Raw genomic sequence first — 11,319 nt, 5'->3', positions numbered from 1 at the left:
GAGCCGTACAAGATCGCCTCCACCCGCGCGACCCGCTCCAACAGCCCATCGGCCTGCAACCCACGGGCGAACTTGTGCGCGGCGGCCATCGGCCCTCCGGTGTGGGAACTCGACGGACCGATACCGATCTTGAAGAGGTCGAAGACGCTGATCGCCATTGATGCAGCCCAACTCTCGCGAATGCCGGGGCCCTGGCAGGACCCCGGCGGGGTGTGTCAGTTGTCGCCTGATGTGAGCGCGGTGTACTCCTCCGCGCTCAGCAGGTCTTCGGGGTCGCCGGACATCCGGACCCTGAACATCCAGCCCTCGCCGTACGGCTCGCTGTTGACCAGGTCGGGCTTGTCCACGACGGCCTGGTTGACCTCGACGACCTCACCGGCCACCGGGGCGTAGATCTCGCTCACGGACTTGGTCGACTCGACCTCGCCGACCGAGTCACCGGCCTCGAACGTCGCCCCGACCTCGGGGAGCTGCACGTAGACCACGTCGCCCAGCGCCTCGGCCGCGTAGGCGGTGACGCCCACCGTCACGGTCAGGCCGTCGTCGAGGCCGGCGACCCACTCGTGCTCCTTGGTGTAGCTCAGGTCGTCAGGGATGCTGCTCACTTGTTCCTCCTGTAGAAAGGCAGCTCAACCAGGTCCACGGCTTCATGGCTGCCCCGGATGTCAACGGCCAGACCTTCTTCTATCCCAGTGTCCACGTACGCCATCGCGATGGGCCTACCGAGGGTCTGCGACGGGGCGCCGCTGGTCACCTCGCCCACGACGGCACCGTCCTTGGTGACCGGGAACCCGTGGCGCGGGACCCTGCGGCCCGTCGCGACCAGGCCGACGAGGCGGCGGCGCGGCGGAACGTCCTTGACGGGCTCGAGTGCGGCCCTGCCGACGAAGTCGCCGGGCTTGTCGAACTTCACCACGCGGCCGAGCCCCGCGTCGAACGGCGTGAGCGAGGCGTCGAGCTCGTTGCCGTACAGCGGCATGCCCGCTTCGAGGCGGAGCGTGTCGCGGCTGGACAGGCCCGCGGGCATGATCCCGTACGGCTCGCCCGCCTTGGTCAGCGCGTGCCACAACGCGACGGCGTCGGCGTTGCGGACGAACAGCTCGAAGCCGTCCTCGCCGGTGTAGCCGGTGCGGGCGATCAGGGCCTCGGCGCCGGCGACGGTGCCGGGCAGGCCCGCGTAGTACTTGAGGCCCTCGAGGTCGGCGTCGGTGAGCGTGGAGAGGATCTCCTGGGCGCGGGGGCCCTGGACGGCGATGAGGGCGTACTGGTCGGAGCGGTCGTCGACGACGGCGTCGAACCGCTCGGCGCGCTCGGTGAGCCGGTCGGCGACCATGAGGTAGTTGGAGGCGTTGGCGACGACCATGAACTCCTGGTCGGCCAGCCGGTAGACGATGAGGTCGTCCAGCACGCCGCCCCGCTCGTCGACGATCATCGTGTAGCGGGCGCGACCGGGCGCGAGCGCGGACAGGTGGCCGACGAGGGCGTAGTCGAGCGCCTCGGCCGCCTGCGGGCCGGTCACGAAGATCTCCCCCATGTGGGACAGGTCGAACAGCCCGGCCCGCTCGCGGACGGCGTTGTGCTCGGCTGACTCGCTTCCGTAGCGCAGCGGCATGAGCCAGCCGGCGAAGTCGGTCAGCGTCGCACCGAGACTCTCGTGTATGTCTCGCAGCGGTGTCGGTCGGGACATTGTTCGCACCTCAGAATGGGTCGGATGCCAGGATCCTCCCCCTCTGTCATCGGTGCCTGAGAGCTTCGCCCGGGTTTGCCGGACTTTCACCTTCGGCGAGGCCCCGCAGGCCTGCTTTCCAGAGGTCACCTGGCCCGCGCGGTCCTTTGCCTTGAGAGGTTCGCGGGGAGGGCTTGCTCCTTCAGGGGTCCTGGCCGGGTGCCAGGACGCTCTCCCGCGTGGGTTCATCGGTGTCTGTAGGCAAGAGTAGTACGGATTGGGCCGCCAAGGGAAAGGTGCGGGCGGGGGGACTCGAACCCCCACAGTGTCTCCACCAACAGGACCTAAACCTGCCGCGTATGCCTATTTCGCCACGCCCGCGCATCCGCCATCAGCTTAGCGCCCGGGCAGCGGCGGAGACACTCGTTTACGATCAAGCCCGCCGGCTTGATCGTAAACGTCAGGCCAGGCCGAGCTTCTTCTTCAGGCCCGCCACGTGGCCCGTGGCCTTCACGTTGTAGAGGGCCTGCTCGATCTTCCCGTCGGCGTCGATGACGAAGGTCGAGCGGATCACGCCGACGACCTCCTTGCCGTACAGCTTCTTGGTGCCGTACGCGCCGTAGGCCTTGTGGACCTCCAGGTCGAGGTCGGACAGCAGCGGAAAGGTCAGCGCGTCACGTTCGGCGAACTTCACCAGCTTGTCGGTCTTGTCCTTCGACACACCGAGCACGACGAAGCCCTCGTCGGTCAGCTGGCCGAGGTTGTCGCGGAAGTCGCACGCCTGCTTGGTGCATCCGGGCGTCATCGCGGCGGGATAGAAGTACAGGATGACGCGCTTGCCACGGTAGGCCTGGAGGGAGACGGCGTCGCCGTCGGCCATGGGTAGCGTGAAGTCCGGTGCGGCGTCTCCTGGCTGGAGCTTGGTTTCGGTCACGGGCTCAACCTAACCAATCGGTGCGACACGTTTCGCCTTCGGCCTTCGCCCGCTGTGCCGTACGGCGGCGCGACCTGACAGACTGATCACCCTGAGAAAGGAGAGCCATGGCCGACACCGACCCTGATGAGCTGGAGCGCAGGATCGCGCGGACGCGCGCCGAGCTCGCGCAGACCGTTGACGCCATCGCCGACAGGGTGAGCCCCAAGCGGGTGGCCCAGCGGGGTGTGGAGGAGGTCAAGTCGAGGGCCGAGCATTTCGTGGCGTCGGTCGGCGACCTCGTAGGGGTGACGCCGAGGCCGGTGCGGTTCGGCGACGAGCCCGACGACCTGTGGGAGGACGAGCGGCCCATCGGTTCCGCGATGATCGCCGTGGGCGCGGTGCTGGTGGTGGGCGCGGCCCTCGTCCTGTGGCGCAGGCGCCGCAGAAGGTGAGTCAGAGGAAGGTCTTGCCCTCGCCCCTGTAGGTCGGGACCTCCTCGACGACCTTGTCGCCCTCGATCAGCAGCAGCGTGGCGAAGCGCTCGCACAGCTCGCCCGCCTTGGCGTGGCGGAACCACACCCTGTCGCCGACGCGCAGGTCCTCGGCGGCCTGGCCGAGCAGCGGCGTCTGCACCTCGCCCGCGCCCTCGTCGCTGGAGTAGCGCAACCCCGCGGGTAGGTACGGCTGGGGCAGCCGCGAGGGGCCCGGCGCCCCCGAGGCCAGGTAGCCGCCGCCGAGCACGGTCACCACGCCGAGCGCGGGACGCCGGACGACCGGCAGCGCGAACAGCGCGGCGGGGCGACCGCTGAAGCCGCGGTAGAAGTCGAAGAGCCTGGGGTGGAAGAAGCCCGAGCCCGCCGCGCACTCGGTGACGGCCTTCTCCCTGACCGTGCGGTCGACGCTGCCCGTGCCGCCGCCGTTGACGAACTCCAGCTCGGCCAACTGCCTGACGGCGTTGACGACGCGGCCGCGCCGTACGATCAGCTCGCGGGCGGAGCGGGCCTGCATCAGCCTGATGACGCGGGCGAAGGCCGCGTTGCCGGGCGGGTCGTCGCCCACGCCCGCGATCTGCGCCTCGTAGGCCATGAGGCCGACCAGACGGAAGGCGGGCCGCTTGGCGATCTCGGCGGCCAGGTCGGCGGCGTGGACGGGTTCGCGGACCGGCGAGCGCAGCGCGCCTGCACGGAATCGCCCGCCGAAGGCGACATATCCAGCGTCGAGGTCGAGGCACAGCCGCAGGACGGGACCGCCCTCAGGCACCGCCGCCTCGATGAAGTCGAGGTGCTCGGCGGAGTCGACCATGAGCGTGATCTCCCGCGCCGCCTCCTCGGAGGCGGCCAGCGCGGCCAGCGCCGCCCTGTCGGCGGTGGGGTAGGCGACCAGCACGTCGGTGAAGCCCTGCGAGACCAGCCACAGCGCCTCGGGCAGGGTGAAGGCCATGACGCCGCGGAAGCCGTCCATGGCGAGGATGCGCTCGAGGATCGGGCGCGACCTGATGGACTTGCTCGCCACCCTGATCGGCTTGCCGCCGGCCCGGCGGACGAGGCTTTCCGCGTTGGCGCGCAACGCCTCCAGGTCGAGGATCGCGAAGGGCGGCTCGAACTCGGCGGTGGCCCTGTCGTAGCGCTGGCGGTCGTCCATAGGAGCAGGGTAATACCGATTTCCGTCGGCAAAGATCCCGCAAACCGGCGGCGGGGAAGGCTTTATGGCGTGGCGGGTCCCTGTACCTCTGTTCGGTGTGATGACAACACTCCAGGAGCGCCTGCCTGGCGGAGCCGCTCTGAGCGAGCGTGAGACGCCCCGCCGTAGGGCGGCCAGGGTGCTCAGACCGGCGCGTACGCCTGCGGGCGTGGCGGTGGCCTTCACGCTGTCGGCCGGGCTGGCGCTGGTGTCGGCCGAGGTCCTCGCCACCCTGATGGGCGGCGGGCTCGGCCTGGTGCCGGTCGACGAGGTGGTCGCCGTGGCGGCCGACAGCCCGTGGTCCGCCCCCGCCCTGATGCTGGGCGCGCTGGGCGTGGCCGCCGTGGGTCTGGTGTTGCTGGGGCTCGCGCTGGTGCCCGGTAGGTGCAGGCTGGTGGCGCTGGAGACCTCCGACCCGAGGATCGTCATGGCCATCACCAAGACGGGGCTGCGCAGGACGCTCAGGGCCGTGGCCGAGGACGTCGACGGGGTGCGGAGCGTGCGGGTACGGCTGCGCCGCCGTCTGATCGAGGTCACCGTCGTCTCCGACGCCGAGCGCACCGGCGAGATGCTGCGCAGGACCGGCGCCGCCGTCGGCGAGCGGCTGAACGGGATCGGCGCGATGTGCGCGGGCGAGGTCGTGGTGCGGCTGCGCAGGAAGGGACTCTGATGCGGCAGTACTCCGGCAACAGGATCGGCCTGGGCGTGGTAGGCGCGGTGTTGCTGGGCGTGGGCGGGTACGCCTACCTGCGCGGCGCGGGCGCGCTCGGCAAGGGCAGGAACGCGAGGGTCCTGGAGGCCGACCTCACCGGCTACGTCGCCGCGCACCCGTGGATCGCGTGGGGGCTGGCGCTCGTGCTGGTGCTGATCGCCATGCTGACCACCCGGTGGCTGTTCATGGCGCTCGGCTGGGGCAGGCTCGGCAGCCGGTCGGGCACGGGTACGGCGCTGCTGTGCGTGGGGTTGAAGGACGTGGACGGCATCAGCCGCACCAGCGTGCGGGTGGTGGGTGAGGACCGGCTGCGGCTGGCGGTGACCTGCCCGTCCGTCGCCGACGTGGGCGCGGTGGTGACCAAGCTGAACCGCGAGCTTGTCAGCAGGGTCCGCCGCGACATCGGCGACGACGACATGGGCGCGATCGTCCGCGTACACGTCAGGCGCTGACACGCGTGCGCCGCCCCTCGACGCCGAGGGGCGGCGCGCCGCGGTGTGCGGACGGGCGGTCAGCCTGTCGGTGACGGCATCGGGGTGGGGATGCGGGTCTTCGGCGGCATGGGCACCGTGGGCATGGGCGGCATGGGCGGTTGCACGGGATACGCGTACGGGTAGGCGCAGGACCTGCCGCCGCCAGGGGTGTACCAGCAGTCGGGGGCCGGCTGCCAGCCGTACCGGCCGGGGCGCTCCCAGTGCGCCACGCGGTGCCGGTCGCCGTGGTCGGCGACCCGGAACAGGATCGCGACCGCGCCGCCGCCGAGGAGGCCGCCGATCAGCAGTCCGATGAGCCCGGCGCCGATGATCTGGGTGTGCTTCTGCCGGACGTACGTCGCGAAGCTGTCCCGCGGCGGTGGCGGTCCGAAGACGGGGCCGTCCTGAGGCGGGCCCTGAGGCGGGCCCTGAGGCGGGCCCGGAGGCGGGCCCGGAGGTGGGCCAGGAGGTGGTGGTGGGGCGCTCTCAGGGTCTGGGCCGCGCGATGCTTCCTCTTCACCGCGCGGCCCTACGGCTTGATCATGATCCGCCATCACGATCTCCCTTTACTCGCCCAGAGGGCGCTCCCAGAGATGACAATGCCCGACAGCCTATAAATAGCGCGTAAATGTGGCATGCGACCAGGGTCGTACATCGACCTCCGACTCCAGGGGGAAGGGCGGCCGCGCGGTGTTCCGTAGGGTGAGGGAGTGTTCGGCAAGATTCGAGCCTGGTCGCAGCGTCGCCGCATGCTCGTGGACGTCCTGTGGGTCACCCCGCTGATCGCGCTGTGCGCGGCCCTGGCGACGACCTACACGCAGTCGGCGGCAGACGCGCCCGTCGACCTGGTCGGCTATCTGCTTCTCTCGACGGCGCTCCTCGTGCCGCTCTTCTGGCGCAACAGCCATCCGCGGACCGTGTTCGCGCTGGTCTCGTTGATCAGCTTCGCGCAGTGGCTGGCCGGTGTCGACGCCTTCCCCGCCAACTCCGCCGTGCTGGGGGCGATGTACGCCATGGCCAGCCGGTGCGGGTTCAGATGGGCGCTGGCGGCGGGCCTGGTGTCGGAGCTCGGCATCTTCCTGGCTCTCTCGCACTGGGACACCGTCAGCCTCGGCATGTTCCTGAGCTGCTCGTTCTTCGTCATCATGATCTGGCTGACCGGCATCTACTCCCATACGCGCCAGCGCTACCTGGAGAGCCTCGAGGAGCGGGCCGAGCGCGCCGAGCGGGAACGCGACCAGCAGGCCAGGATGGCGGCGGCGGCCGAGCGGGCCAGGATCGCCAGGGAGCTGCACGACGTGGTGGCCCACAACGTCAGCGTGATCATCGTCCAGGCCGACGGGGCGAGCTTCGCCATCGACAGCGACCCCGACCAGGCGCGGCAGGCCGTACACGCGATCTCGAAGACGGGGCGCGAAGCGCTGGCGGAGATGCGGCGCCTGGTCGGGGTGCTGCGCGAGGACCCGGCGGGCCCGGCCCCTGACGCCGCCGACTACACCCCGCAGCCCGGCCTCGCGCAGCTGGAGGAGCTGGTGCGCGGCTCCGGCCTGCCGGTGGACCTGCGCGTCACCGGCATCCCGCAGGAGCTGTCGGAGGGCGAGCAACTGGCCGTCTACCGGCTGGTGCAGGAGGCGCTGACCAATACCCTCAAACACGGCGGCCCTGGCGCGAGGGCCACGGTGGAGATGGAGTACGGCATGCGCGAACTCGTGGTGCGCGTCACCGACGACGGCAGGGGCGCCGCCGCGCCGCTGAGCGAGGGCGGGCACGGCCTGCTCGGCATGCGCGAAAGGGTCTCCATGTACGGAGGAGCCGTCCAGGCCGCGCCACGACCGGGCGGCGGCTTCGAGGTGCTGGCCAGGCTGCCGGTCGCCGCATGATCAGGGTCATGCTGGTCGACGACCAGCAGTTGCTGCGCGCGGGCTTCAAGATGGTGCTGGGAGCGCAGCCCGACATCGAGGTGGTCGCCGAGGCGAGCGACGGCGTCACCGCGCTGGATCTGCTGAAGGAGGTCGAGGTCGACGTCGTCCTGATGGACGTGCGCATGCCGAGGATGGACGGCGTCGAGGCGACCAGGTTGATCGACGGCCCGAAGGTGCTCATCCTGACCACGTTCGACCTGGACGAGTACGCCTACTCGGCGATCAAGGCGGGCGCGTCCGGCTTCCTGCTGAAGGACGTGCCGCCCTCCGACCTGGTGAGCGCGATCCGTTCGGTGCACAACGGCGACGCGGTGATGGCGCCGAGCGCCACGCGCAGGCTGCTCGCCAAGTTCGCCGCGCAGCTGACCACCGAACGGCTTCCCGACGGGAGCCTGCTGACGGCCAGGGAGCGGGAGGTCATGATGCTGGTGGCGCGCGGACTGTCCAACACCGAGATCGCCGGGCGGCTCGACCTGGCGGAGGCGACGGTGAAGACGCACCTGGGCAGGGTGCTGGCCAAGCTGGGTCTGCGCGACAGGGCGCAGGTGGTGGTCTACGCCTACGAGGCGGGGCTGATCGTCCCGTCGGACCGGCTCCCCGACCGGCCCTCGCACCGGCCCTAGATCGGGCCCGGTTCGGCTCTCGGATCGGCCGAAAGGCTGATCCGGGTCGTCTGAGGTGTGACAGGAAGTCCCTCCTCGGGTCCCAGGGAAACCCGCTTTCTCCCTCATAGCGTCTTCTGCGTGACAGCGACACAGATATCCCTGAGGCCCGCCGTGGTGGCCACCGGACTGACGAAGACCTACGGGCAGGGCGACACGCGGGTGCACGCGTTGCGCGGGGTGGACGTCTCGTTCGCCACCGGCGCCTTCACCGCGATCATGGGCCCTTCGGGCTCGGGCAAGTCGACGTTGATGCACTGCCTGGCCGGGCTCGACACGGTGACCGGCGGCCACGTCCACATCGGCGACGTCGAGCTGACCGGGCTCAGCGACAAACGGCTCACGCTGCTGCGAAGGGACAGGATCGGCTTCATCTTCCAGGCGTTCAACCTGCTGCCGACGCTGACCGCCGAGGAGAACATCAGGCTGCCGCTGGAGATCGCCGGACGCCAGGCCGACGCCGTGCTGTTCGACCGGGTCATCCAGACGGTGGGCCTGAAGGACAGGCTCGGCCACAAGCCGACCGAGCTGTCCGGCGGCCAGCAGCAGCGCGTGGCCGTCGCCCGCGCCCTGATCAGCAAGCCGCAGGTGATCTTCGCCGACGAGCCCACGGGCAACCTCGACTCGCGCAGCGGCGCCGAGGTGCTGTCCTTCCTGCGCACCAGCGTCCGCGAGCTCGGCCAGACGATCGTGATGGTCACCCATGACCCTGTCGCCGCCGCCTACGCCGACCGCGTCATCTTCCTGCGCGACGGCGAGCTGGTCAGCGAGCTGGCCCAGCCCTCTCCGCAGTCGGTGCTCGACACGCTGATGAGGCTGGAAGCCAAGTGATCAAGACGACTCTCGCAGGCCTGCGGGCGCACAAGCTGCGCCTGCTGCTCACCTCCCTGGCGATCACGCTCGGCGTGGGCTTCATCGCGGGCACGTTCGTGCTCACCGACACCATCGAGGCCGGGTTCGCGCAGAAGGTCACCGCGGACGCCGAGAAGGTGGCGGTCGCCGTACTGCCGAAGGCGGGCGGGCAGGCGCTTCCCCAGAAGCTCATCGAACGCCTGCGCGGCCTCGACGGCGTGACCGACGTCCAGGGGCAGGTGCGCGGCAGCGCGCCGCTGCTGGACAAGAACGGCAAGACGATCGGCGACCTGCCGACCACCGCGATCTCCGCGACCAACCGCACGACGATCACGGACGGCGCCGCTCCCGCCGGGGCCGACCAGGCGATCGTGGACGAGAACACCGCGCGCAAGCAGGGCTTCAAGGTCGGCGACACCGTCACTGTGCTCGACCGCAAGGGCGGCAAGCAGGCGTTCAAGCTGGTCGGCGTCTTCGACATCGGCCTGGACCAGGAGCTCGGCTACACCGGCGCGGTCGGCTTCACCACCGCGACCACGCAGCGGCTGACGGGAGAGAAGGGCTTTCGCGAGATCGACCTGGCGGGCGGCGACCCCGCCGCGCTCAAGCGGACCGTCACCGCGACCCTCGGCCAGGCCTACGACATCAAGACCGGGCACGAGCTGGCCGCGGCCCTGGCCAAGAGCAACGGCGTGCAGATCGAGTTCATCAAGCTGGGCCTGCTGATCTTCGGCCTGATCGCCATGATGGTGGCCGCGCTGGTCATCTACAACACCTTCAACATCCTGGTCGCCCAGCGGACCAGGGAGATGGCGCTGCTGCGCTGCATCGGCGCGACGCGCGGGCAGGTGTTCGGCTCGGTGCTGCTGGAGTCGGTGGTCGTCGGCCTGCTCTCCTCCGTGCTCGGCCTCGCCGCCGGATACGGGCTCGGCGCGGGCGCGATGGCCGTGCTCCGCACGCTGGACGCGCCGCTGCCCACCGGGCTCGGCCCGTCGCTCGCGCCTCTGACGATCGCCGTCGGGCTCGCCGTCGGCCTCGTGGTGACCGTGGGCGCCGCGCTGCTGCCCGCCCGCTCGGCCACCGGCGTCGCGCCGATCGCGGCGCTGCGCAGCCAGGTGGAGGAGCAGACCTACCGCGCGGGCGTGATCCGCGTGGTCGTCGCGGGGCTTCTCCTGCTGGCGGGGGCCGGCGCGACCGGCGCGGCGGTGTTCATGGCCCCTGGGGAGCAGGTCTCGCTCTTCGTCGCGATGGGCGGCTGCTCGCTGATCTTCCTGGCGGTCCTGATCCTCGGCCCTGTGCTGGTCAAGCCGCTCAGCAGGCTGGTGGGCTGGGTGCCGCGCGCCCTGTTCGGGGTGCCAGGACGGCTGGCCGTCGACAACTCCGGCCGCAACCCCAAGCGGGCGGCCACCACGACGATCGCGCTGACCATCGGCGTGACGCTGATGACGGTCATCTCGGTGATGACCGCCTCGACCAGGGTGACGATGGCGGCCAAGCTCGACTCCCAGTTCCCCGCTGACTACCTGGTCGCCACCCAGGACCGCGAGGCGGCGATCCCCCGCACGGTCGGCGACACGCTTCGAGCCAAGCCGGAGTTCGACTCCGTCCTGCAGATCCGCGACACGAGCGCGAAGGTCGGCAAGGTCGACCGCGAGGTCGGCACGTTCACCGGCCCCGCCAAGCTCAAGCCGCTCGGCCCTGGCGAGGTCGCGCTGGCCGAGAGCGTCGCCAAGGAATGGGGACTGAAGGCGGGCTCCACGCTCCAGCTCACCACCAAGCGGGAGGGAACGGTCACACTCAAGGTCGGGCAGCTGCTCGACGACGAGAGCCTGCTGCCGTCCGTCACGCTCTCCCCCGACGCCTACGACCAGTACTTCGGCAGGACGCCCGACTCGAAGATCTATATCAAGATCAAGGACGGCGTCGATCCCGACAAGACCCGTGACGTGGTGGAGGCGGCCACCGCGGCCTTCCCGACCGTGCAGGTGATCAGCTCGACCGACGTGCGCGGCGAGTACGACGACGCCCTCGACATGACGCTGATGATCGTCACAGGGCTGCTCGGCCTGGCGATCCTCATCTCGCTGCTCGGCATCGCCAACACGCTGTCGCTGTCGGTCCACGAACGCACCCGCGAGTCCGCTCTGCTGAGGGCGCTCGGTCTGACCAGGCCGCAGCTGCGCAGGATGCTGTCGGTGGAGGCGCTGGTGCTCGGCCTGATCGGCGCGCTCGTCGGGGTGACGCTCGGCGTCGCCTTCGGCTGGGCGGCCGTCAGAACCATGATGGACGAGTCGATACTGTCGGTGCCCTTCGGACAGATCGCGCTGTTCGTGGCGCTGTCGGGGCTGGCGGGCGTGCTCGCGGCCGTGCTGCCGGCGCGCAAGGCGGCCCGCGCGTCGATCGTCACCTCGCTGGCGAGCAGCTGACGCCCTTCGC

General features: G+C 70.4%; 13 protein-coding genes, 1 tRNA gene and 1 riboswitch. Of the genes, 7 read left to right on the top strand and 7 right to left on the bottom strand.

The window, feature by feature from the left end; translation table 11 throughout:
• From AB0B45_RS17980 to bcp, 5 genes are all read right to left on the bottom strand, one after another.
• Positions 1-158: serine dehydratase beta chain (locus tag AB0B45_RS17980; protein ID WP_358131715.1), on the bottom strand; the 158-nt coding region annotated here is incomplete at its 3' end.
• A 57-nt stretch (positions 159-215) separates the two neighbouring features.
• Positions 216-605 (bottom strand): glycine cleavage system protein GcvH, encoded by a 390-nt coding sequence (gene gcvH / locus AB0B45_RS17975; protein ID WP_358131691.1) that lies wholly within the window; start codon positions 603-605, stop codon positions 216-218.
• Positions 602-1,687 (bottom strand): glycine cleavage system aminomethyltransferase GcvT, encoded by a 1,086-nt coding sequence (gcvT, locus tag AB0B45_RS17970; RefSeq protein WP_358131689.1) that lies wholly within the window; start codon positions 1,685-1,687, stop codon positions 602-604. The genes gcvH and gcvT overlap by 4 nt, the downstream gene beginning before the upstream one ends.
• Before the next feature lie 129 nt (positions 1,688-1,816).
• Positions 1,817-1,914: riboswitch (glycine riboswitch) on the bottom strand.
• Positions 1,915-1,963: 49 nt separating this feature from the next.
• A tRNA-Leu gene (locus AB0B45_RS17965) sits at positions 1,964-2,047 on the bottom strand.
• Positions 2,048-2,126: 79 nt separating this feature from the next.
• Positions 2,127-2,600: a thioredoxin-dependent thiol peroxidase gene (gene bcp / locus AB0B45_RS17960; RefSeq protein WP_358131687.1), complete on the bottom strand. Its 474-nt coding sequence runs from the start codon at positions 2,598-2,600 to the stop codon at positions 2,127-2,129.
• Positions 2,601-2,707: 107 nt separating this feature from the next.
• On the opposite strand from bcp, the gene AB0B45_RS17955 reads away from it, so the two are divergent.
• A complete protein-coding gene (locus AB0B45_RS17955) occupies positions 2,708-3,034 on the top strand; it encodes a DUF3618 domain-containing protein (protein ID WP_358131685.1) in 327 nt (108 codons plus the stop codon).
• Position 3,035: 1 nt separating this feature from the next.
• Here the strand turns inward: AB0B45_RS17955 and AB0B45_RS17950 are convergent, their stop codons facing one another.
• Positions 3,036-4,223 carry an amino acid deaminase/aldolase gene (locus tag AB0B45_RS17950; RefSeq protein WP_358131683.1) on the bottom strand — a complete coding sequence of 396 codons (1,188 nt, stop codon included), beginning with the start codon at positions 4,221-4,223 and terminating at the stop codon, positions 3,036-3,038.
• 100 nt (positions 4,224-4,323) lie between these two features.
• Here AB0B45_RS17950 and AB0B45_RS17945 point away from each other — a divergent pair, with 100 nt between their 5' ends.
• Both AB0B45_RS17945 and AB0B45_RS17940 read left to right on the top strand, forming a co-directional pair.
• The gene (locus AB0B45_RS17945) at positions 4,324-4,932 is read left to right on the top strand and encodes a DUF6286 domain-containing protein (RefSeq protein WP_358131682.1); all 609 of its coding nucleotides are present in this window, start codon (positions 4,324-4,326) and stop codon (positions 4,930-4,932) included.
• Entirely contained in the window at positions 4,932-5,426 is a 495-nt protein-coding gene (locus AB0B45_RS17940; RefSeq protein ID WP_358131680.1) for a hypothetical protein, read from the top strand. Before AB0B45_RS17945 ends, AB0B45_RS17940 begins: the two co-directional genes overlap by 1 nt.
• A gap of 59 nt (positions 5,427-5,485) precedes the next feature.
• Here the strand turns inward: AB0B45_RS17940 and AB0B45_RS17935 are convergent, their stop codons facing one another.
• Positions 5,486-6,001: a hypothetical protein gene (locus tag AB0B45_RS17935; protein WP_358131678.1), complete on the bottom strand. Its 516-nt coding sequence runs from the start codon at positions 5,999-6,001 to the stop codon at positions 5,486-5,488.
• A gap of 195 nt (positions 6,002-6,196) precedes the next feature.
• Here AB0B45_RS17935 and AB0B45_RS17930 point away from each other — a divergent pair, with 195 nt between their 5' ends.
• The 4 genes from AB0B45_RS17930 to AB0B45_RS17915 all read left to right on the top strand — a co-directional run bounded on the left by AB0B45_RS17930 (position 6,197) and on the right by AB0B45_RS17915 (position 11,309).
• Entirely contained in the window at positions 6,197-7,327 is a 1,131-nt protein-coding gene (locus AB0B45_RS17930; protein WP_358131676.1) for a histidine kinase, read from the top strand.
• Positions 7,324-7,992 (top strand): response regulator transcription factor, encoded by a 669-nt coding sequence (locus tag AB0B45_RS17925; RefSeq protein ID WP_358131674.1) that lies wholly within the window; start codon positions 7,324-7,326, stop codon positions 7,990-7,992. Before AB0B45_RS17930 ends, AB0B45_RS17925 begins: the two co-directional genes overlap by 4 nt.
• A gap of 120 nt (positions 7,993-8,112) precedes the next feature.
• The gene (locus tag AB0B45_RS17920) at positions 8,113-8,862 is read left to right on the top strand and encodes an ABC transporter ATP-binding protein (protein WP_358131672.1); all 750 of its coding nucleotides are present in this window, start codon (positions 8,113-8,115) and stop codon (positions 8,860-8,862) included.
• Complete coding sequence (locus AB0B45_RS17915; RefSeq protein ID WP_358131670.1) at positions 8,859-11,309, top strand: FtsX-like permease family protein; 2,451 nt, start codon at positions 8,859-8,861, stop codon at positions 11,307-11,309. The genes AB0B45_RS17920 and AB0B45_RS17915 overlap by 4 nt, the downstream gene beginning before the upstream one ends.
• The last annotated feature ends 10 nt before the right edge of the window (positions 11,310-11,319 follow it).

The sequence above is a fragment of the Nonomuraea sp. NPDC049152 genome (assembly GCF_040648355.1).
Classification (GTDB): Bacteria; Actinomycetota; Actinomycetes; order Streptosporangiales; family Streptosporangiaceae; genus Nonomuraea.
The sequence above is the reverse complement of the archived record's forward strand: the minus strand, read 5'-3'. Positions and strand labels throughout refer to the sequence as shown.